This window comes from Nocardia sp. NPDC057663 (assembly GCF_042799895.1).
Taxonomy (GTDB): domain Bacteria; phylum Actinomycetota; class Actinomycetes; order Mycobacteriales; family Mycobacteriaceae; genus Nocardia.
Genome location: NZ_JBHVHX010000003.1, coordinates 404,362 through 424,634, shown reverse-complemented (window position 1 = coordinate 424,634; position 20,273 = coordinate 404,362). Strand labels below are relative to the sequence as shown.

At 68.2% G+C, this 20,273-nt stretch carries 20 protein-coding genes; 7 read left to right on the top strand and 13 right to left on the bottom strand.

The window, feature by feature from the left end; all coding sequences use genetic code 11:
* Positions 1-15 precede the first annotated feature (15 nt).
* From ACFVAV_RS10040 to ACFVAV_RS10015, 6 genes are read right to left on the bottom strand one after another with little or no spacing between them, the layout of a single operon-like run.
* On the bottom strand, positions 16-885 hold the full coding sequence (locus ACFVAV_RS10040; RefSeq protein WP_379032843.1) for an alpha/beta hydrolase: 870 nt from the start codon (positions 883-885) through the stop codon (positions 16-18).
* Between the two features lie 59 nt (positions 886-944).
* Positions 945-1,826: a short-chain dehydrogenase/reductase gene (locus ACFVAV_RS10035; RefSeq protein WP_379032840.1), complete on the bottom strand. Its 882-nt coding sequence runs from the start codon at positions 1,824-1,826 to the stop codon at positions 945-947.
* Positions 1,826-3,286 carry a flavin-containing monooxygenase gene (locus ACFVAV_RS10030; protein WP_379032838.1) on the bottom strand — a complete coding sequence of 487 codons (1,461 nt, stop codon included), beginning with the start codon at positions 3,284-3,286 and terminating at the stop codon, positions 1,826-1,828. The genes ACFVAV_RS10035 and ACFVAV_RS10030 overlap by 1 nt, the downstream gene beginning before the upstream one ends.
* Positions 3,287-3,288: 2 nt before the next feature.
* Entirely contained in the window at positions 3,289-4,800 is a 1,512-nt protein-coding gene (locus ACFVAV_RS10025; RefSeq protein ID WP_379032836.1) for an aldehyde dehydrogenase family protein, read from the bottom strand.
* A gap of 27 nt (positions 4,801-4,827) precedes the next feature.
* Positions 4,828-5,889 (bottom strand): PDR/VanB family oxidoreductase, encoded by a 1,062-nt coding sequence (locus tag ACFVAV_RS10020; protein WP_379032834.1) that lies wholly within the window; start codon positions 5,887-5,889, stop codon positions 4,828-4,830.
* A gap of 17 nt (positions 5,890-5,906) precedes the next feature.
* A complete protein-coding gene (locus ACFVAV_RS10015) occupies positions 5,907-6,800 on the bottom strand; it encodes a metal-dependent hydrolase (protein WP_379032832.1) in 894 nt (297 codons plus the stop codon).
* A gap of 97 nt (positions 6,801-6,897) precedes the next feature.
* Here ACFVAV_RS10015 and ACFVAV_RS10010 point away from each other — a divergent pair, with 97 nt between their 5' ends.
* A complete protein-coding gene (locus ACFVAV_RS10010; RefSeq protein ID WP_379032830.1) occupies positions 6,898-7,512 on the top strand; it encodes a TetR/AcrR family transcriptional regulator in 615 nt (204 codons plus the stop codon).
* A 42-nt stretch (positions 7,513-7,554) separates the two neighbouring features.
* Here the strand turns inward: ACFVAV_RS10010 and ACFVAV_RS10005 are convergent, their stop codons facing one another.
* Entirely contained in the window at positions 7,555-8,766 is a 1,212-nt protein-coding gene (locus tag ACFVAV_RS10005; RefSeq protein ID WP_379032828.1) for an oxygenase MpaB family protein, read from the bottom strand.
* Between the two features lie 75 nt (positions 8,767-8,841).
* Here ACFVAV_RS10005 and ACFVAV_RS10000 point away from each other — a divergent pair, with 75 nt between their 5' ends.
* Together ACFVAV_RS10000 and ACFVAV_RS09995 are read left to right on the top strand one after the other, a co-directional pair.
* Complete coding sequence (locus ACFVAV_RS10000) at positions 8,842-9,465, top strand: TetR/AcrR family transcriptional regulator (protein WP_379032826.1); 624 nt, start codon at positions 8,842-8,844, stop codon at positions 9,463-9,465.
* A gap of 70 nt (positions 9,466-9,535) precedes the next feature.
* Positions 9,536-10,708 (top strand): AI-2E family transporter, encoded by a 1,173-nt coding sequence (locus tag ACFVAV_RS09995; RefSeq protein ID WP_379032824.1) that lies wholly within the window; start codon positions 9,536-9,538, stop codon positions 10,706-10,708.
* A gap of 115 nt (positions 10,709-10,823) precedes the next feature.
* Here the strand turns inward: ACFVAV_RS09995 and ACFVAV_RS09990 are convergent, their stop codons facing one another.
* A complete protein-coding gene (locus ACFVAV_RS09990) occupies positions 10,824-11,582 on the bottom strand; it encodes an SDR family oxidoreductase (RefSeq protein ID WP_379032821.1) in 759 nt (252 codons plus the stop codon).
* A 701-nt stretch (positions 11,583-12,283) separates the two neighbouring features.
* On the opposite strand from ACFVAV_RS09990, the gene ACFVAV_RS09985 reads away from it, so the two are divergent.
* The gene (locus tag ACFVAV_RS09985) at positions 12,284-12,469 is read left to right on the top strand and encodes an alpha/beta hydrolase (RefSeq protein ID WP_379032818.1); all 186 of its coding nucleotides are present in this window, start codon (positions 12,284-12,286) and stop codon (positions 12,467-12,469) included.
* 15 nt (positions 12,470-12,484) lie between these two features.
* On the opposite strand, the gene ACFVAV_RS09980 is transcribed toward ACFVAV_RS09985, so the two are convergent.
* The gene (locus ACFVAV_RS09980) at positions 12,485-13,612 is read right to left on the bottom strand and encodes an NADH:flavin oxidoreductase (protein WP_379032815.1); all 1,128 of its coding nucleotides are present in this window, start codon (positions 13,610-13,612) and stop codon (positions 12,485-12,487) included.
* Between the two features lie 113 nt (positions 13,613-13,725).
* Between ACFVAV_RS09980 and ACFVAV_RS09975 the strand changes: the two genes are divergently transcribed.
* Together ACFVAV_RS09975 and ACFVAV_RS09970 are read left to right on the top strand one after the other, a co-directional pair.
* Positions 13,726-14,157 carry a MarR family winged helix-turn-helix transcriptional regulator gene (locus ACFVAV_RS09975; RefSeq protein WP_379032812.1) on the top strand — a complete coding sequence of 144 codons (432 nt, stop codon included), beginning with the start codon at positions 13,726-13,728 and terminating at the stop codon, positions 14,155-14,157.
* A 115-nt stretch (positions 14,158-14,272) separates the two neighbouring features.
* Positions 14,273-14,659 (top strand): hypothetical protein, encoded by a 387-nt coding sequence (locus ACFVAV_RS09970; RefSeq protein WP_379032809.1) that lies wholly within the window; start codon positions 14,273-14,275, stop codon positions 14,657-14,659.
* A 28-nt stretch (positions 14,660-14,687) separates the two neighbouring features.
* Here the strand turns inward: ACFVAV_RS09970 and ACFVAV_RS09965 are convergent, their stop codons facing one another.
* The 3 genes from ACFVAV_RS09965 to ACFVAV_RS09955 all read right to left on the bottom strand — a co-directional run bounded on the left by ACFVAV_RS09965 (position 14,688) and on the right by ACFVAV_RS09955 (position 17,298).
* Positions 14,688-15,653 (bottom strand): antibiotic biosynthesis monooxygenase, encoded by a 966-nt coding sequence (locus ACFVAV_RS09965; protein ID WP_379032806.1) that lies wholly within the window; start codon positions 15,651-15,653, stop codon positions 14,688-14,690.
* A gap of 1 nt (position 15,654) precedes the next feature.
* On the bottom strand, positions 15,655-16,221 hold the full coding sequence (locus ACFVAV_RS09960; protein ID WP_379032803.1) for a nucleoside deaminase: 567 nt from the start codon (positions 16,219-16,221) through the stop codon (positions 15,655-15,657).
* A 189-nt stretch (positions 16,222-16,410) separates the two neighbouring features.
* Entirely contained in the window at positions 16,411-17,298 is an 888-nt protein-coding gene (locus ACFVAV_RS09955; RefSeq protein ID WP_379032800.1) for an LLM class flavin-dependent oxidoreductase, read from the bottom strand.
* Positions 17,299-17,567: 269 nt separating this feature from the next.
* Between ACFVAV_RS09955 and ACFVAV_RS09950 the strand changes: the two genes are divergently transcribed.
* The gene (locus tag ACFVAV_RS09950) at positions 17,568-18,446 is read left to right on the top strand and encodes a 3-methyladenine DNA glycosylase (protein ID WP_379033590.1); all 879 of its coding nucleotides are present in this window, start codon (positions 17,568-17,570) and stop codon (positions 18,444-18,446) included.
* Here the strand turns inward: ACFVAV_RS09950 and ACFVAV_RS09945 are convergent.
* Positions 18,443-20,089, bottom strand: coding sequence for a BCCT family transporter (locus tag ACFVAV_RS09945; protein ID WP_379032797.1), 1,647 nt, complete (start codon positions 20,087-20,089; stop codon positions 18,443-18,445). The two genes, ACFVAV_RS09950 and ACFVAV_RS09945, sit on opposite strands and share 4 nt — an antisense overlap.
* Positions 20,090-20,273 lie beyond the last annotated feature (184 nt).

Below are 20,273 nucleotides of genomic sequence, written 5' to 3'. Positions count from 1 at the left end.
GGTGTCTTCCGTGTTTCAGACCGCGGAGGCGGCTTCGGTATCGAGGAGAGAAGTGATGAATCGGCCTGCGGCGCCGAAGGCGAACCTGGCCTCGGGCGCGAGGGCGGGCATCACCTGGAATACGTGCATCTGGTCCGGCCACACCTGCAGTTCGCATTGCGCGCCGGCCTGGCGCAGGCGATCGGTCAGTTCGACCGCGTCGGCGGCGAAATACTCCGCGCTACCGGTCTGGATCAGCGTGGGCGGTAATTCCAAGCCGCGCTCCGGCCGGAGTTCGAGGTGTTCGCTCGTGAAGTGGGCGACCGCCTTGGCCGACAACGCGTAGGAGATCACCCCGTCGCGGTTTCGGTTCCCGGTGTGCGCGATCCGCAGCCCGAGGTCGGCCATCGGCGAGAACAGCACCAGCCCGCCCGCAGCCGGAACCCGCAAGCGAGCATTGGCGAAAACGAGGTCGGCCGCCAGGAAGCCTCCGGCCGAGTCTCCGGCGATCATGATCCGGTCCGGCGCGTATCCGCGCCGGAGCAGCCACCGATACGCGCGCGCCACGTCCAGCTGGGCGCACGGGCTGGGATATTCCGGCGCCAGGCGATAGTCGACGACGAAGACCCGGGTGCGGGTCGCCGTCGAAAGCCGGGACGCCACACCGCGATACGCCGCGACCGACCCGGCGACGAACCCGCCGCCGTGCACATACAGGATCACCGCGTCGGCGCGAGTGGCCTTCGGGCCGACGACGAACTCACCGTGGACCGCGCCGTCGTCGACCCGATCCACCACGGTCCCGGCCAGACTCGGCCCGACGACCCACATCGCGGCATCGATGGCAAGGCGAGCCATCGGCAGCGTCACGGCGTTGACCGGGATCGCGGCCGCCAAGGGCCGCACCGTCCGCTCCGCCACCAGCCGAGCGGCCCTGGTCCGCAACGAACCTCGCCCGCTCGGCGTCACCCGATGGTCCGTTGCTCGACCCGCTCGAGCAGGTCCTTGACCTTGCCGCTGCCGGCGAGCTGCGCGTCCAGGACCACATTGACCGCGCCGCGCAGCAGCGCGTACGGCTCCCACCCGCTGGGTGCGATGGTCCGGGCCGCGCGCCGCCCGATGCCGTCGGCGATCACGGTCGCGGCGTGCGCGGCACTGATCCGGACATTCAGCGGCCAGGGCAGCATCTGGTCCAGTTCCCGGCCGAGATCATCCTGGTCGAGCATGGCGTGCGTCATCTCGGTCTCGACGACGCCGAAGTAGGCCACCCCCGCGCTCGCCCCCGCCGCGGCGAGTTCCACGCGCAGCGCGCGCCCGAACTGCTCGACGGCAGCCTTGCTCATCATGTACGGCGACCCGGCCATACCCGGCGCGAACGACGCGCACGACGACACGACCACCACGTGGCCACGCGCCGCGACGATGTGATCCAGGGCCGGATGCACTGTGTTGAAACAACCGTCGAGGTTGATCGCCATCACCCGGTCGAAATCGCGCGGGTCCATCGTGCGCACCGTCGCGGGCTTCGGTGTGACCCCCGCATTGGCCACCACGACGTCGAGGTGACCGAAGGTGTCCACCGCGCGCTGGGTTGCGGCCACCATCGCCGCGCGGTCCCGCACGTCGGCCTCGATCGCCAGCGCACGTGACCCGAGACCCGCGGCGGCAGCCTCCGCGGCCATCGCGTCGACGTCGACGACGACCACGAAAGCGCCACGGGAACAGAGGATCTCGGCCAGCTCGCGGCCGATCCCCTGACCCGCGCCGGTGATCAGTACCGTCTTGTCGCGCACGTCGTAGGACCGCCGAGCGAACAGGCCGACAGGATTGAACGCGGTGAGGTCCATCAGACACTCACCTCGTAGGACTCGGCGTCGAAAGCACTGGTGCGTTTCCGGTACTCGAAACTCCAGTTCGGATAGAGGCCGGCGTTCTGCCCGTCCGGTGTCGTGTAGTAGCTGTCGCAACCACCGGTGAGCCACACCGTCGACGCGCTGCGCCGATGCATCTCCTCGATGAACTCGTCCTGGGTCTGCTGCCGGACTTCCACCCGGTGAGCACCCTTGTCGCGCAGGGTCTTCAGCGCGTCGACGATGTAGGCGACCTGGGATTCGATCATGAAGACCGCCGACTGGTTGCCCGCCGCGCCGAACGGCCCCAGGGTGAGGAAGAAGTTGGGGAACCCGGCCACCGCGGTGCCCAGGTAGGTGCGGCGGTGCCGGCGCATGACGTCACCGATCGACCCCTCGTCGCTGCCGACGATGCGGTCGTAGACCGACGGCGCGGTGTCGAACCCGGTGCCGTAGATGATCGTGTCGACCGGAATCTCGACTCCGGCGCGGGTGACGACGGAATGCGGGCGTACCTCGGCGATCCCGTCGGTCACCACCTCGACATTGTCCTGGTCGAGGGCGGGCAGGTAGGCATCGGAGAAGATCGCTCGCTTGCAGCCGATCATGTAGTCCGGCGTCAGCGTCTTGCGCAGCTGCGGATCGCGTACCTGGCGGCGCAGCTGCCAGCGACCCAGCAGCTCGTAGGGGTGCCGGAAGCGGTTGTCGACGAACCCGACCAGCCCGAAACCTTCGATCGCCGCATACCACGCGCCGCGAACGGCCTTGCCCGCCAAGGGAAGCTTGCGCAACACGAAGCGCTCCGCACCCAGTGTCGGCCGATCCATCCGCGGGATGATCCACGGCGCCGAACGCTGGAAGACGGTGAGCGCGGCCACCTTCGGCTGGATCTCCGGCACGAACTGCACCGCCGAGGCACCGGTACCGATCACCGCGACCCGTTCTCCGGTGAGCTCGTGCTCGTGGTCCCAGTGCAGGGAGTGGAATGTCTTGCCCGCGAAGGTGTCCAGGCCGGGCAGCGTCGGGTACTTCGCCTCGGCGAAGACTCCGGCGGCCGAGATCAGGTAGTCCGCGGTGAGTGCGCCCTGCGAGGTTTCGATGCGCCACAGCGAGCGAGCCTCGTCCCAGCGGGCCGCGAGCAGTTCGGTGTTCAGCCGGATGTGCCTGGTGACATCGAATTTCGTTGCCACGGAACGGATGTAAGCCAAGATCTCCGACTGCTTGCCGTACGTCCGCGACCACTCGGGATTGGGCGCGAACGAGTAGCTGTAGAGCTGCGACGGCACATCGCACGCGCACCCCGGGTAGGTGTTGGCCTGCCAGGTACCGCCCAGATCCGCGGCACGTTCGAGGATGACGAGATCGTCGAATCCGGCCTCACGCACTTTGATCGCGAGTCCGATGCCGCCGAATCCGGCACCGATCACGACGATGTGACGGTGTTCGGTTGCTGCCATTGTTACCGGTTCCTTCCGTGCAGCTGGGTGACCAGCCGATCCACGACGGCATCGGTGGTCGTGCTGCGAGTGAACGTGGTCAGCGCCAACGGCAGCGCGAAGCGCTGGCGCGTGGTCGACTTGGCGTAGGTGAATTCCTTGAGGCCGTCCGGCCCGTGCACGCGGCCGAAGCCGGAGTCACCGACACCGCCCAGCGGCAGCCGCGCGATGGTGGCATGGGCGACATAGGCATTGATGGATGTGCCGCCCGCGCGGATCCGGTCGGCGATCTGCCTGCCGTTGCGGCGCGAGAAGACGGTGCTGCCCAGGCCGTAGGGCCCGGCGTTCACTCGCTCGATCGCCTCGTCCATGTCCCGTACCCGCGCGACGGTGAGGGTCGGCCCGAAGGTCTCGTCGGTGACGGCAGCGGCGTCCTCGGGGACATCGACCAGAATGGTGGGCTGCACGAACTGTCCGTCGATCGCGCCGGCACCCCCCAGCAGTGCCCGCGCGCCGCGCGACAGCGCGTCCTCGATGTGGTGGCGGATGATCGCGATCTGCTTGGGCATGGTGATCGGCCCGATCTTCGCCGCACCGCTACCCGCGCGCAGATTCTCGGCGCAGGCAACGAGTTTCGTCAGGAACTCGTCGTAGACGTCGGTGTGCACGTACACCCGTTCCACGCCGAGGCAGGTCTGGCCCGCGTTCGACATCCCGCCCCACACCGCGGCGTCGGCGGCCGCGTCCAGGTCCGCGTCGGCATCGACGATCAGCGCGTCCTTGCCGCCGAGTTCCATCAGTACCGGCGTCAAGGTCTCCGCGCACGCGGCCATGACCCGCTTGCCGGTGGCGGTGGAGCCGGTGAACCCGATCTTGCCGACCCCGGCCCGGCACAGGGCCGCACCGGTCTCCCCCAGGCCCGTGATCACCTGGAACACCGGCTGTTCCGGAACGACATCGGCGAACCGCTGCGCCAGCCACAGTCCGACGCCCGGCGTGTACTCGCTCGGTTTGAACACCACCGCGTTGCCCGCGGCGAGGGCGAACGACACCGAACCCAGCGGCGTGAACACCGGGTAGTTCCACGGTCCGATCACGCCGACCACCCCGAACGGGCGGTATTCCAGCGTGCATTCCTGGTTCAGGGCGAGCAGGCCGGGCCGGACCGAGCGCGGGCCGAGTACCTGCCGCGCATTGCTTGCCGCCCAGGCCAGATGTTCGAGCGCCATGGCGATTTCGAGCCGTGCGTCCGAGAGCGGCTTGCCCATTTCCTGATGCATGATCCGGGCGAGTTCGGCTCGCCCACGGGTGATTTCGCCCCGCCAGGCATCCAGCCGCCGGGCCCGCTCGGTGAATCCCAGCCCCGCCCACCAGTCCGCCGCCCGGCGCGCGTCGGCGACGGCTGCCTCGACCTCGGCCGCAGCGAAAACCGGATAGCTACCGACCACGGCGCCGGTCGCCGGCGAGCGGACGTCGAACGTCGACTCGGCCTGCGTGGTCACGGGTGCTGGCGAAGGAAGTGTTGTTCGTCCCATGGACGACCTTTCTCGTTCGTGCCCTACTCAGAGATCGAGCACAAGGGACTCGCCGGCCGCGCGGGAAACGCAGGTCAGCATGTGGCTGCCACGCTCGGCATCGATGAGCTTGCGGTCGCGGTGATCCACCGCACCGGACAGGACCCCGACCTTGCAGGTACCGCAGAAGCCCTGCCTGCACGAGTACACGACGTCCGGTTTCACCCGGGTGATGGCGGCCAGCGCGGTTTCGTCCGCGCCGACGCGGACGGTGGTCCCCGAACGGGCCAGCGTCACATCGAATTCCCTGCCGTCGACCACCGGCAGCGCGGAGAAGCGCTCGGTGTGCAGCGAACCCGTCGGATTGACGGCGAAGGCATGGCGTTGCGCGGCGTCGAGCACGGGCGGCGGACCGCAGACATAGATCGCCGCACCCGGTTCGGCGCGGGCGATCAGTTCACCCACATCGGGGGTACCGAACTCGTCGTCGGGGCGAAGGTCGACCCGGCCATGGCCGATGGCGGCCAGTTCGTCGAGGAACGGCATGGTCTCCCGCGAGCGGCCCAGGTAGATCAACTGCCACCGCGCCCGCGCCCGGGCTGCCGCCCGGACCATGGGCAGAATCGGCGTGATCCCGATTCCGGCCGCCACGAACAGATACGACGGTGCGGCGATGAAGTCGAACGCGTTGCGCGGGCCACGAATGCGCATCGTGTCGCCCACCGCCAGCTGGTCGTGCACTTCGATCGATCCGCCCTCGCCGTCGGCGATGCGGCGCACCGCGATCCGGTAGCGGTGGCGATCCTCGGGGTCACCGCACAGCGAGTACTGCCGCTGTGTGCCGGAGGGCAGGACGATGTCGAGGTGCGAGCCGGGCCGCCACGGCGGCAGGAGTGAGCGGGTCGGCGAGGTCAGCGTCAGAGAAACGACATCCACCGCGATCGGGTCGATCCGGGTGATCGTCAGGGGAATCTCGAAGCCGCTGTGCCGCACCGGGTTCGGCCGCGAGATCAAGGTCGCGGCGCGACCCTCCACGAACAGGTGGCGGTAGCCGTCGGCCACGGCGCCGAGCGCACGCAGGGCGGCCGGTGGCGTGTACTGCTCCGCCATCGTGGTCACCGCCGCCGTCACTGCTCGGCCGCGCGTGCCGCGGGCGAATGCGCGAGGTAGCGCAGCGCGCGATCCATCGGCCCCAGCTGCGACGGGTGGAAACCCGGCCGGAGGTACCGCGGGATCTCGCTGAGGAACAGGCCGAAGTTCGGCACGATGCCACGGGCGGTCGCCCGGACCAGCTGGACCGGCCAGAACGGGCCCTTCCGCGGGGCGGGGTCTTTGGCGTACAGGTAGGCCGACGACACCAGGAAGGTAGCCAGCAGCGTCGCGCTGGCGGCCACCGCCGTGCGCGCCTTGCGCGCGTAGCTGCCGTCGACATACATGTAGGCGTCGTAGACCACGCTGCGGTGCTCGACTTCCTCGGCGCCGTGCCAGCGGATCAGATCGAGCATGGTCGGATCCATGCCGAGGTCCTCGAACTTGTCGTTCTCCAGCAACCATTCGCCGATGACCGCGGTGTAGTGCTCCATCCCGGCGAACAGCGCCAGGCGTTCCTTGAGCCATTCCTCCCTGGCCCGACCGGTCAGGCCGTGGTCACCGAGGATGCGATCGACGAACCAGGCGAAGGTCTTGACCATCGAATCGACGTCGAGGCCGATGGACTGCAGATGATCACGCGCGCCGGCGTGACTGCTGGCGTGCATCGTCTCCTGACCGACGAAACCCTGCACCTCCTCGCGCAACCGCCGGTCGTCGATATAGGGCAGCGCCTCGGCGAGCGCTTGGGCCATCGCCCGCTCGCCTTCCGGCAGCACCAGGTGCATGACATTGATGACGTGGGTCGCGAAGACCTCGCCCGGGATGTAGTGCATCGGCACATCACCGAAGTCGAAGTGCACGTCCCGCGCGTTGATCGCGTGCGCTTCCTCGCGGTGATGACGCCTCGTTGCGTCAGCGGAGTGAGCCATGCCTCAACCGTACGATGCAACACAAAGGATTGCAATGTTGCAGCGACAAATAGTGTGGATCTGTTGCATCAGCCCTGTGGTTGATACCGTGGTCAGCATGACCGCGGCACCTGTCACCTCGACGAACACACCAGAAACCGACGATTCCGCGGCGGCGCGCATCCTCGATGCGGCACTGATCCAGTTCGAGCAGGTCGGCGTCAAGAAGACGACGATCGAAGACATCGCCCGCCAGGCGGGCATCGACCGGGCCACCGTGTATCGCCGGGTCGGGTCCCGCGACGACGTCGTCACCGCCGTGTTCGCCCGGGAGGTCGCCCGCGTGCTGGCCGACCTGCAGAGCCTGCCGAGCAAGCACGACAACCTGGACGACCTCGTCGCGGACATCCTCGTGACCGTCGTCGGCCGCTGGCGTGCGCACCCGCTCGTCCAGCGCCTGCTGACACTCGAACCCGACCGCGTGATGCCGCACCTGACCACGGACAGTGCGCCGACCGTCGCGATGTCGATCCTGACCACCGAGTCCATGCTCCGGGAAGCGATCACCGCCGGGATGCTGGCCGAGCCACCGGACCTGCTGGCCCGCGCCGAAGTCCTGTGCCGCATCGTGCATTCGGTGATCCTGGCGCCGTCCGGCCTGCTCCCGCTCCACACCGACGAAGAACTGGACGCGTTCGCCCGCGCCTACCTGGTACCGGTCATCACCCGCTGACCGACCAGCGGGAATCGCGCCGGGCCGAGTCCCGCCAGCGACCTACGCCGCGTGAGTGAGTCGCGCGGCGGCCGCGCCGACGGTCGGTTCGGCGCTGACCAGCGTGCGCATGAACCGATCCTGTTCCCGCGCACCGCGAGTCGCCGCGCGGTCGAGCCCGCCGGGAAGCAGGCGGGTGGCCGAGCGCAGTACGTTGACGGGGATGCGCAGCGCCGGGTACCACGGCACGATCACCGTCGGCAGCCCGAGCGCGCGCATCGTATGGCGGCCGAGGAACGTCCCCGTCACCGACAGATGCTGGGCGTAGGCGAGCCCGCGGCGGACCGTGGGCAGCCGGTCGTAATTCCACGACAGCGGGTCTCGTGACATCGGCACCGCGAGCAAGCGGGTCGACTCGTCGGGGTCAGCCAAAGCCGACAGCGTGTGCACCAGGACGCGCACGCCGTCGCGGAAGGAGTGCGGCAGCCACTGTTCCTCGACGCCGAGCAGCCAGCCGACATAGCGGACCAGGTGGGCGACAGCGTCGGTTTCGGCGGGAGTGAGCAGCAGACCCAGCCCCATCCCCCCGATCGCCGGTGCGATGAAGGCGCCGACCAGCGTGGCCGCCATGTCGGTCTGATTGATGGGCAGACCCCAGTCCTCGGCCTGCCAATCCGGCATGGCGGCCACGTGCCTGCGGACGAACGCGTGGATGAGCCGCACCCTGATCGTGGACTGGTATCCCAGACCCAGCGGGGACAATCCGTCCTCGGACAGGACGTCCATCGCCCACTGCATCGTCTCGGCCCAGCGCTGATTGGAGCCCTTTTCCAGCGCTCCCGTGCGCAACAGCGTCTTGTTGAAGCCGGAGAATTGGTAGCCGCCCAGCATGGCGACGTCGCGCGCGATGTACATGCCGTCGGATCCGCTGGTGAGCATGACCTTGGCCCCGCGCACGAGTTTGTCGTGATCGAGCCAGGCCGGAACGGTCTCGACCGCGGCGAAGAACTCGCGCAGCGGTTCGGGCGCCTCCGGGACCTCGGCGATGCCGTGGGTGAGCGCTCGATCGAACAGCGGGCGCATCTGCTTCGTGCCTGCGGTGACCATCCAGTCGACCAGCCGATCCATCGCCTCGTCGCCGACGAGCAAGCCCTCGCCGAGGCGCTGCCATTGCACCGGGTCGGGGCTGCCGACCCCCAGCATCGCCGCGAAGCCGCCGACGATCGCCGGGGTGCGGTGGGGACGATCGGGATGACGGGTGGGAACGGTGGCCATCGGCACTCCTCGTTGAGCGACGCAAACTGGATAACGAATGATATCCAAAGTAGGTCGGCTGCTAAAGTCCTGTCAATGGCGCGTGCAGAAGTGGTCCGGTCCTACCGGGGAATCAGCGCGGCGAATCGACGCGACGAACGCCGCGACAAGCTCCTCGCCGCGGGTCGGCAGAGCTGGGGCGAGGCGGGACTGACCGAGGTCACCGTGCGCCGCGTGTGCGCCGCATCCGGGTTGACGCCGCGCTACTTCTACGAGCATTTCGCCACCAGGGACGCGCTGATCCTCGCCGTCGCCGAGCAGGTGCACGAGGAGCTGTTCACTGCCATGGTCGAGGCCAGCCAGGCCGAGCCGGGCGGGCTGAAACGCAAGCTGCTGCGGGCACTGACGACCTACCTCGACACGATCGCCGACGACCCGAGCGTCCACCGCATCCTCACCAGCGACGCGCACAGCGTCGCCGGACTCGAGGAACTGCGCGCCCGCGCCGTCGGCATCGTCACCGATCTCGTGGTGCAGTACAGCGCGGAGTTCCTCGACGCCCCCGCGAACCCGGAGATCCGGCGCCAGGAAGCGCTTTTCGTCGTCGGCGGGGTCAACCAGCTCGTCGATACCTGGCTGCGCGACCCCCGTCGGTCGAGCGCCGAAGTCGCCACGCTCTGCACCGAACTCGCCCTCGCGGTGGTGAACAGATCCGCCTGACGCGGCCCGGGGTCCTCGGTGGTGCCGGAACGGCACTGCGGACCCCCGGTAGGCGTGCCAGACTGGCGGCGTGAATGGGCAGGTGCAAGAACCCAGCGGGGCGGAACCGAACGGAAAGTCGTGGCGTGAACGCGGGGACGTGATCGGCGGCGGGATCCTGTGGGTCGCCAAATGGTCACTGTGCATCGTCGCGATCGCGGCGGGAGCGTGGGTACTCGGTACGGTCACCGCCCGGCTGTGGGTGGTGCTCCTGCCCGTCGCGCTGGCGGCCGTGGTGACCACGATCCTGTGGCCGCCGACCCGCTGGCTGACCCAGCACAGGCTGCCGCCCGCGCTGGCCGCTTCGATCACCCTGGTGGGATTCCTCGCGCTGCTGTCCGGGGTCATCGCGCTGATCGTGCCCTCGGTGGCCGATCAAGCACCCGAACTGGCCGACAAGGCCACCGCCGGGGTCAACCAGGTACGCGACTGGATCCAGGGCCCGCCGCTGCGCATCCGCGACGAGCAACTCGATTCCGCGGTCGAAGCCATCGTGGGGCGACTACAGTCCAGCGGCGCGCAGATCGCCAGCGGGGTGTTCACCGGCGTGAGTACCGCGACATCGGCCCTGATCGCCGTGTTCTTGGTGGTGGTGCTGGTGTTCTTCTTCCTCAAGGACGGCACCCGTCTGCTGCCCTGGATGCACGGGGTGTTCGGCAGCCGCAGCGGCCGCCACGTCGAAGCCGTCCTGGAACGGGTCTGGGCGACCCTGGGCGGATTCATCCGTACGCAGGCGATCGTCAGCCTGGTCGACGCCGTCTGCATCGGCGCGGCGCTGTTCATCCTCGATGTTCCGCTGGCACTGGTGCTGACGGTGATCACCTTCATCGGCGGATTCATCCCGATGGTCGGAGCGTTCGTCGCCGGCGCCCTCGCCGTACTCGTCGCGCTGGTCGGCAACGGGTTCACCACCGCGCTGATCGTGCTCGGTGTCGTCATCGCGGTGCAGCAGCTGGAAGGCAATGTGCTGCAACCGGTCCTGCAGAGCCGCAGCATGGAACTCCACGCCGTCATCGTGCTGCTCGCCGTCACCGCGGGCGGCTCGCTCTACGGCATCACCGGTGCGTTCCTCGCGGTGCCGGTCGTCGCGATGATCGCGGTGGTCATCCGCTATATCGGCGAGCAGATCGACGCGGCCACCGGACCACCACGCCCAGAGGTCGACGAGCCGGATGATGGCGAGGTCGTGGTGACCCCGCCGTAGCGCGAGCCCGGCTGCGGGCGTCACTGAGCGCTGTCCAGCTCCGGGTTGCCACCCGACCTGCCCTGGGATCGATCGATCCCAGGGCAGTTGCGTTCGTCGAGCGCGGCCGCCGTCACTACCAGGGCAGCGGACCGTCTTCACCGAAGAATCCGCCGGTCGGCCCGTCATCGGCGATCGTGGCCATCCGGACGAGCACCGCGGCGCCCTGCGCGGGGGTCAGGAATCCGGTGTGGTTGTTGCTGTCGGTGTCGACGTACCCGGGCGCGACGGCGTTGACGAGGATGCCGTCCTTGCGGAGCTCGTTGGCGTACTGCACGGTCAGGGCGTTGAGGGCGCTCTTGGCCGGCGTGTACGCCGCCGACGGCAGCAACCCCGCGAAGGGACCGTCCGGATCGCTGAGGAGGGTCATCGAGGCGGCGTGCGAGCTGACATTGACGATGCGCGGCGCCGAGGCGCGACGCAGCAGCGGCAGCATCGCATTGGTCACCGCGATCACGCCGAAGACGTTGGTCTCGAACACCGTTCTGACCATGTCCACTTCGACGGTGCTGGGGATCTGGTCGTGGGCCTGGTCGGGCGAGACCTGGCCCGAGCCGGTGATGCCCGCGTTGTTGATCAGGATGTCGAGCCTGCCGAAACGCTCGTCGATCTGCTCGGCCGACTCCGCAGCGGTGGCCGGGTCTGTGACATCCAGTGTCAGCGCGTGCGCATCGCCACCCACCGCGCGCAACTCCTCGGCAGTCTGCTCGCCGCGCCGCGGGTCTCGAACGCCGAGTAGCACCGTCATGCCCAGAGCTGCGAGTTGTTCGGCGGCCGCACGGCCGATTCCCTTGTTCGCGCCGGTGACCAGTGCAACCTTCTTGTGTGCGTTCATGTCTCGCTCTCCCTGCTGGGTGGGTGTTCAACGCACACAAGACGCCGGTGCCCGCTCTCTTGTGACTGCGCAATGATGTGTCCTATGCCACTGCGCGGCCACGCGATCTCAGGGTTCCGGTCCCCCGAATGGGGGGACGACACCCTGCACGCCCGGCATGACCATTGTTCGCATGCCAACTCCGACATCGATCGTCTGCGGTGCACTCGCCGCAGTGTTTCTCGTCGCCGGCGGCTGCACGGGGATCGACCAGACCGGCGCGAGCCACAGCGTCGCGGAACTGGCCGCCGATGCCGCGCCCACGCCCCGGCTCTCCTGGACACCGTGTGCCGAGGAAACCTGCGGCGATACGAATGCGCCGGCGCGCCTGTGCCACTGGACTACGCCCGACCGGACGGACCGACCATCGAGCTCGCGATCGTCCGCCAACAGGCAGCAGACCCGGCACGCCGGATCGGAACCTTGCTCACCGCAGCGGGTGGACCGGGTGGTTCCGGAATCGACTGGGCCGCGGACGGCGAACTGTTCGCCGGCGAGCTGAGTCGACGATTCGACGTGATCACCTTCGACCAGCGTGGAGTCGGGCGAAGCGCCCCCCGTCCGCTGCTTCCCGAGTTCGGCGGCCCGGAGCGAATTCTGGAGCAACCTAGCCATCCCACCGATCGACACCAGGCAACAACCGCTTCGACCTGGCGACGCCGGTGACCTCCGCCCGCCGCGCGGCGCAGGCCATGGGCACGGCGCGACTGGTGGTGGTCACCGACGGCTACGGTCACGAGCTGATCCGCGCGTGCGCCGCCACGCTCCGGGAGCGCTACCTCATCGACCTGCGGATCCCCGAGCCCGACACCACGTGCACCGCCGGACAGAATCCCTTCGCGGAATGACCCGTCCGGACTCGGTCAGCTGAGCGTCTTCAAGGCCGCCGCGTCGTAGGGCTTCAGCTCGTCGATCCGGCCCGCCAGGACCTTCGACGCCCACTCCGGATCCTGGAGCAGGGCGCGGCCGACGGCGACCAGATCGAATTCGTCGCGCTCGAGGCGATCGAGGAGGTTGTCGAGGCTGCTGAGTTCGGCGCCCTCGCCGGTGAACGCGCGCAGGAAGTCACCGTCGAGGCCGACCGAACCGACGGTGATGGTCGGCCTGCCGGTGAGCTTCTTGGTCCAGCCCGCCAGGTTCAGGTCCGAATCGTCGAACTCCGGCAGCCAGTAACGGCGGGTGGAGGCGTGGAAGGCGTCGACACCGGCCGCGGCGAGCGGGGCCAGGATCGCCTCGAGCTCCTGCGGGGTCTCGGCCAGGCGGGCGCGGTAGTCCTGCTGCTTCCACTGCGAGTAGCGGAAGATCACCGGGAAATCGGGCGAGACGACCGCGCGGACCGCGGCCACGATCTCGGCCGAGAACCTCGTGCGGGCCACCGGGTCGCCGCCGTAGCCGTCGTCACGGCGGTTCGTCTGTGCCCACAGGAACTGGTCTAGGAGGTAGCCGTGGGCACCGTGCAGTTCGACGCCGTCGAAGCCGATGCGCTCGGCGGCCGCGGCGGCCTCGGCGAAGGCGCCGATGACATCGTCGAGGTCACCCTGGGTCATCGTCTTGCCCGCTCCCTCGGTGCCGTCGGCGCCGATCCCGGAGGGGCCGACGGCCGGGGCGTCGGGATAGGGCTGCTCGCCCTGGTTGCGGACCATGCCGATGTGCCACAGCTGCGGCACGATCGTGCCGCCCGCCGCGTGCACGTCAGCGGCGACCTTCGCCCAACCCGCCAACTGCTCTTCGCCGTGGAACCGCGGCACCCGATCGCTCTGCCCGGCCGAATCGTGGCCGACGTAGGTCCCCTCGGTGACGATCAGGCCCACGCCGGCGGCGGCGCGGCGGGCGTAGTACGACCGCACGTCGTCACCGGGCACGCCGCCCGGGGAGAACATGCGCGTCATCGGCGCCATCACGATGCGGTTCGGGACGGTCAGGCCGTTCAAGGTGACGGGCCGGGCCAGAACCTCGGCCGTACGGGCGGCGTCGGACGCGGTGACGATCACGGGGTGCTCCTCATAGTCACTTGACAATGTCGATGGTTGAGAACTTCAAGCAATAGCGACACCGTAGAGGTAACTATTTGAGATGGTCAAGTTTCTGCGGATAAGCTTGTCTCATGACAGCAGCTCCCCGCGTCGACACGACCCAGCTCATGGAGCTGCTCTCGGTGTCCCTCGGCGTCTACTACGGGGACTTCACCGCGGCGGCGGCGAGCGAGAACCTCACAGCGAGCCAGGGCAAGACGCTGACGGTGCTGCGCCGCGGGCCCGTCGCGATGCGCGCCCTGGCAAAGATCTTGTCCTGCGACGCCTCCAATATCACCGGGATCATCAACCGGCTGGAGAAGCGCGGCCTCGTGCGCCGCGAAGCGAGCCCCTCCGACCGGCGCGTCACCCATCTCGTCATCACACCCGAGGGCGAGCGTGTCACCGACGCGATCCGGGCGAAAATGCGCGCCACCCAAGAGGGCCTGAGCAGGCTCAGCGACCAAGACCGGGACTGCCTGTACGCGCTGCTGGAACGGGTTTTCGTCGCCCGATCGGCGTGACCCACGCCCCGCTCCGGCACGGTCCCCGGTGGCGGGCGGGTGCGTCGTGGCGGAGTAGTCGTTTCGCGAGGACACTGAGGACGTAGCGCCCACTTCGTCCCCAGGAGCACATGCGATGGCAACCAACGGGCCCTTCGGCATCGATCCGGAAGATTTCGAACGCGCACTACGTGAGGCAGGAACCGAGCTCCGCGACCTCCTCGGAAAAGCCGGCGGATACCTCGATCGTGTTGATCAGGGCGGCGTCGGTTCGCTGACATCGCTGCTCGGTCAGTTCGTCCAACCGCACCGTCCACCGGAACCCGAGCGGGAGACCGCCGGCGAGACCGGCAGCGGGGTGTGGGCGATCTACACCATCGACGACATCGGCCAGGCCAGGGTCGACCAGGTCTTTCCGAACGAGCTCGAGGCCTTGCGCGCGCATCGCGACAACACCGACGATCGCCGCCGGGTGCGTTTTCTGCCCTACGGGGTTCCGGCCAGTGTGCTGGATACGCCCTGACCGCGACTGACGGAGTCGAGCGTCTGCCTCACGGAAGCGTCCAGAACACCCGCGTCACCAGGTAGAAGAAGACGGCGGCGAGCGTCAGGAAACCCACCGAACAGGCGAGTCCCAGCACGTCCGTGCGGGGATCGCGGCCCGGCTGCAGCCAGAATCCCAGCGCGCGGGTGACCACCGGCATCACCACCCAGGTCAGCAGGCTGACCGACAGGATGTTCCCGATCAGCAAGCTGATCCACAGCTGCCCGCCCGGCCAGATCTCGGTGATGACCAGGGTGAGGATCACCACCGTCGGATACAGCCCCACCAGGACCGACAGTGCCGTCTTCCATGACGCGGGACCGCCCTCCTCGCCGGCCTTGCTCGGCGGAAACCACGACCCGTAGGGGTTGGCGATGCGGTGCACCTCGAAGTCCCTGAAGTCCGGAGCTTCCGCGAGCAGCGCCTTGCGCTGGGGCGATTCGAGCCACCGGTTGAGATGCTCGGCCGACGCGAAGGAATAGACGATCGTCCACTCGTTCTGGACACCGGGAATCGGCCGGTGCAGCTCAGATCCGCGAAAGCCCCGAAATGTCCGTTCGACCTCGGTCATGCGGTCCTGCCAGGCGATGAATTCCGTTTCCCGGTCGGCCGCCACCGGATGCGACACGACGACGGTCACTCCCGCTTCGTCCGGCTCGTCGACCAGCACATGCTGCGTCGACGGCCGCTCGAAGAACTCGGTTCCGCTCGCGAGGAGCTCGGCCCGCGTAGCGCTGCCGAGCCAGCGCTTCAGATTGACGATGTCATCGAACCGGTACACGACCGACCACTCGGACTGAGCGTCACCCGGTGGTGTGACGTCGGCGCCGAGAAACCCGGGGAATTCCGCCGCGGCATCGTTCACCGCCGTCTGCCACCGCCGAAACTCCGCCTCGCGGCCGGGGAGAAGCTGTTGCGTGATGACCACCGTCGCCGGGGCCTGCCTCGGCGATCCAGCTTTCGCGGCCGACATGTCAGTACGGGTGCTTATCGGGTTTTTCGGCCCAGGTCTTGTACGCTTCGGCGCCCAGATCCCTGCGGAACTGTTCGATTTTCACCCGCCGCTCGGGCAGCGGCCTCGTAAAGTCCTCGTATTGAAACGCGTCGTCGAAGCCGATTTCGCTGGTATCCGCGAGATCGCTCGCGAAATGCACGGCGTCGAGACGCGCCCAATAGATGGCGCTCATGCACATGGGACAGGGAGCGCCGCTGATGAAGATCTCCAACCCCATCAGCATTTTCGCGCGTTCCGGGAGCTTGTCCGCGGATCCCGCAGGCCGCGGGACCAATTCGAGCGTCGACTCGTTCTGGTGTTCTTTGGCAATGCTCGGGGCTTCGCTATTGACTACCTGGGTCGCCTTGCGGATGGCTTCGATTTCGGCGTGCGCGGTGGCGTCGCCGGTGAGTAGCACTCGATTCTGCCCGCGCGCAACGATTACTCCGTCCTTCGCGATGACGGCGCCGAACGGGCCGCCCCAATCGTTGTCGACCGACTCTATTGCCAGCCTGCAGGCCTCTTCCATGAGTTCATCCGGTGTCATCGTCAATTACACCTCGCAAGATTATGGACGTGATGTCATGGACACACGGAATGCTCTCCCGGTGCCTCTCGCAACGGCTGTTCGCGCCGTAGCGGCCACGGCCACACAAGCAAAAAAATCGGCCTCCGCCGCCCATTGAATCTACCTCCGGCCTGAGCTGTGCGGAATAGCGCGCAGAGTGGACGCCGGTCAGGCGCACAAGGCTCGGGTGGCCGGAACGACGTCACCGATCCAGCGGCGAAGCTGGATATCGTCGGCGGATTCCGGCCAGTACACGAAGGTGTCGAAGCCGGTTTCCGTGGCGAGATCGACCAGAATGCGCGCCCAGCCCGCGGCGTCGGTGCGAATCGGTTCCTCGCCGCGCAAGGTGACAGGCCCCGGAGTGTCGGTGATCGTTCCGACGAGTTGTGCCATCCGGGTGATGTCGGCCGGGTTGCGTCCCGCGTCGCCCGCGGCGGCGGAGATGATGTCCTGTGCCGCCTGCCATTTCTCGTACGGCAGGTAGTGCGGGATAGGCGCGGCCCAGCCGTCCGCGATCCGTCCGGTGAGGGCGTTGGCCTTCGGGCCGACACTGCCGAACCAGATCCCGACGGGATGCACGGGCGCGGGTCCGGACTGCACGCCCTGCACGGCGTAGTGCGTGCCTTCGACTTTCGCCTTCGTCCCCGGATGCCACATGGCGCGGATGATCTCGGTAGCTTCCTCGAGCGCTTGCAGCGCTTCGGGATTCGATCGCACCGGGCCGCCCATGGCGCCGATCGCCGGCCAGAACGCGCCCGCTCCCACAGCGAGTTCGAATCGCCCGCCGCTGAGCAGATCCAAGGTCGCGGCCTGCTTCCCGAGCATCGCGGGCCCGCGCAACGGCAGGCTGGCCACATCCGGAAACACCCGCAGCCGTTCGGTTTCCGCCAGCACCGTGGCGATCACCGCGAACGTATCGGCCAGCCCGCCCGAGTACGGATGATCCTGGATGCCGAGCAGATCCAGGCCTTCCCGGTCCGCCGTCTTGGCCATCGCGCGTAGCTGCGGCAGCTCGGTCGCCGTCGGCGCCAACTGAATACCGAATCGTAGGTCCACACCGCGATCATGCCAGCCGCGTCAGCGCACCTTCAGCCAGTCCGCGACTGTATCGATCACCTCGGGGTCGACGTGTCGTTGTCCGTCCTTCTCCGCAGCCCCTCGCGCTGAACTCGTGTCGAAAGCGTGTCAGAAGTCGAATTCCGGAGCCCACGGACCGACTGGAGGCGCTGCCCCGGGCGTGGGGTTCGGGGCGAATCGGTCTCCGCGGACCGGTGCGGGAGAATGGCCTGGTGAGCGCGCACGACGACCTGGACCACTCTCTTGACCTGCGGGTATTGCCCGCGGTCGAGTGGCAGGCGCGCGCGCATGCGCATCGGGAGCGGCTCGATCAGCTGGTCGGGCCCTACCTCGAACGCCGCGCGGCGGGCACCACCCACCCGGTCATCGACTTCCTGTTCACGTACTACGGCAACAAGCCGTCGCAGCTGCGGCGCTGGCATCCCGGGTTCGGCATCGGGCTGCGCGATGCGCGCGACTACGCGGGCGCGCGCGGTTATCACCGGGTGGAGGACGAGGTGTACACCGCCGACCCGGCGTATCTGGTGAAGCGGCGCGACACCATCGAGTTCGTGGCCCGGCTGCTCGGCGCGACCGCGGGGCGCCCGGCCCAGCTGTCGTGCTTCGGGCTCCACGAATGGGCGATGGTCTATCACACCGACGACGTCCGCCATCAGCAGGTGCCGCTGCGGCTCGGGCACGCGGGCACCGACGCGGTGGTGGAGTCGATGTCGTTGCGCTGCACCCACTTCGACGCGTTCCGCTTCTTCACCCCCGACGCCGTCGGCCGCAACGCCGAACCACTGACCCGGGCCGACCAGGTCCTCCGGGAACAGCCGGGGTGCCTGCACGCCAACATGGATCTCTACAAGTGGGGCTTCAAGCTCGCGCCGCTGATCCCCTCGGACCTGCTGCTCGACTGCTTCGAGCTCGCCTGCACCGCACGCGAACTCGACATGCGGGCCAGCCCCTACGATCTGCGCGAGTTCGGCTACGAGCCGGTCCGCATCGAAACACCCGGCGGGCGAGCCGATTACGTGCGCGCCCAGGCCGCGATCGCCGAGTCGGCCGACGCCCTGCGTGGGCGCCTGCGGCAGGCCTGCGCCGAGCTCTCGGCGGTGCTGGAGCGGATCGAGACCGCGGACTAGCTGCGGTCGGGCTGTTCCTCGACCTCGTCCTCGGTGGGCTCGGTGACCAGCGCGAAGTCGCCTTCGTGCAATTCTGTGCCCTTGTCGACGGCGATCTCGACGAGCTCGATGCCGCGGTCGGCGCGCAGGATGAGCGGGTCCTCCCGCAGATCCTTGTACAGCGCGACGCACATGGCCGCCATCACCACCAGGAACGGCAGCGAAACCACCGTCGTCAGCGCCTGCAGGCCGGTCAGCGCGCCACCGAGATCGTCGGAATCGGCGATCACCAGCATGATCGCGGCGACCGCGCCGGTGGCCGCGCCCCAGAAGATGACGATCAGCCGGGACGGTTCGATAGTGCCGCGTTCGGACAGCGTGGCCATCACGATGGAGGCCGCGTCGGCGCCGGAGACGAAGAAGATGCCGACCAGGATCATCACCACCACCGTGGTGACCGAGGTGATCGGGTACTGGTCGAGCAGGTGGAACAGGGCGAAGTTCGAGTCCACCGAGCCGTCGGCCTCGGTGAGCGCGCCGTCGTCGGCCTGCTCGGCGATGCCTGCCCCGCCGAAGACCGCGAACCACACCAGGCTCACCGCGCTGGGCACCAGCAGCACGCCGGTGACGAACTGGCGGATGGTGCGGCCACGGCTGATCCGGGCGATGAACATGCCGACGAACGGCGTCCACGAGATCCACCAGGCCCAGTAGAAGATCGTCCACTGCGACAGCCACTGCTGCATCCCCTCGTCGCCCGCGCCGGTGCGCGAGGCCATGGTCGGCAGCAACTCCACATAGTCGCCGATCGAGGTCGGCACCATATCGAGCACGAACAGGGTCGGCCCGGCGACGAAGACGAAGGCCGCGATCGCCAGTGCCAGCACCATATTGATGTTCGACAACCACTGGATGCCGCGTTCCACCCCGGACACCGCCGACAGCACGAAGGCGACCGTCAGGCCCGAGATGATGGCCACCAGGCCGACTTTGCCGATGCCGTCGATCCAGCCGTTGAACTCCATGCCTGCGCCGATCTGCAGCGCGCCGAGGCCGAGGGAGGCGGCCGACCCGAACAGCGTCGCGAAGATCGCCATCATGTCGATGGCGCGGCCGCCGATGCCCTCGGCGTGGCGGCCCAGCAGCGGCTGGAACACCGCGGAGATCAACTGCGAGCGGCCTTTCCGGAAGGTGCCGTACGCGATGGCCAGACCGGCGACGGCGTAGATCGCCCACGGGTGCAGGGTCCAGTGGAACAGCGTGGTCGCCATCGCGAGCTCGGCGGAGGCAGGCGTGCCGGGCTCGGCGGTGTGCGGCGGCGGACTCACGTAGTGCGACAACGGTTCCGCGACACCCCAGAACATCAGCCCGATGCCCATGCCCGCGCTGAACATCATCGCGATCCAGGAGACGGTGCGGAATTCGGGCTTCTCGTCGTCGGCGCCGAGCGGGATCCGCCCGTATCTGCTGACCGCCAGCCAGATCACGTAGACGACGAACGCCGTCGCCACCAGAACGAACAGCCAGCCGGTATTGGTGATGACCCACTTCTGCGCGGTTCCGGCGGCCGAGGCGAGGCTCTCGTCGTCGAGGACGCCCCAGGCGACGAAGGCCAGCGCTCCGATCGCGGTGGCGCTGAAGACGAATCGGTCCAGCGGGGGCATTCTCGGCGATCGTCCCGCTACCATCTTTCCGGTCGTATCCGCGCCGTCGGACCCGCCTGCGACATCGTTCGACATGGAATCCGAGTCCTTTCCGGTCGCGGAGACGGTCCCGCCGGCTGCACCTGCCGTAACTCAGGCAACCGTACAGCGTTCCGTCACCGGGGTGGGGGATTCGACCCGCCGG

Coding starts and splice junctions, on each gene's coding strand:
- ACFVAV_RS10035 (WP_379032840.1), bottom strand. CDS start 1,826: ATGGACCTCACCGCGTTCAATCCTGTCGGCCTGTTCGCTCGGCGGTCC.
- ACFVAV_RS10030 (WP_379032838.1), bottom strand. CDS start 3,286: ATGGCAGCAACCGAACACCGTCACATCGTCGTGATCGGTGCCGGATTC.
- ACFVAV_RS10025 (WP_379032836.1), bottom strand. CDS start 4,800: ATGGGACGAACAACACTTCCTTCGCCAGCACCCGTGACCACGCAGGCC.
- ACFVAV_RS10020 (WP_379032834.1), bottom strand. CDS start 5,889: ATGGCGGAGCAGTACACGCCACCGGCCGCCCTGCGTGCGCTCGGCGCC.
- ACFVAV_RS10015 (WP_379032832.1), bottom strand. CDS start 6,800: ATGGCTCACTCCGCTGACGCAACGAGGCGTCATCACCGCGAGGAAGCG.
- ACFVAV_RS10010 (WP_379032830.1), top strand. CDS start 6,898: ATGACCGCGGCACCTGTCACCTCGACGAACACACCAGAAACCGACGAT.
- ACFVAV_RS10005 (WP_379032828.1), bottom strand. CDS start 8,766: ATGGCCACCGTTCCCACCCGTCATCCCGATCGTCCCCACCGCACCCCG.
- ACFVAV_RS10000 (WP_379032826.1), top strand. CDS start 8,842: ATGGCGCGTGCAGAAGTGGTCCGGTCCTACCGGGGAATCAGCGCGGCG.
- ACFVAV_RS09990 (WP_379032821.1), bottom strand. CDS start 11,582: ATGAACGCACACAAGAAGGTTGCACTGGTCACCGGCGCGAACAAGGGA.
- ACFVAV_RS09975 (WP_379032812.1), top strand. CDS start 13,726: ATGACAGCAGCTCCCCGCGTCGACACGACCCAGCTCATGGAGCTGCTC.
- ACFVAV_RS09970 (WP_379032809.1), top strand. CDS start 14,273: ATGGCAACCAACGGGCCCTTCGGCATCGATCCGGAAGATTTCGAACGC.
- ACFVAV_RS09965 (WP_379032806.1), bottom strand. CDS start 15,653: ATGTCGGCCGCGAAAGCTGGATCGCCGAGGCAGGCCCCGGCGACGGTG.
- ACFVAV_RS09960 (WP_379032803.1), bottom strand. CDS start 16,221: ATGACACCGGATGAACTCATGGAAGAGGCCTGCAGGCTGGCAATAGAG.
- ACFVAV_RS09945 (WP_379032797.1), bottom strand. CDS start 20,089: ATGCCCCCGCTGGACCGATTCGTCTTCAGCGCCACCGCGATCGGAGCG.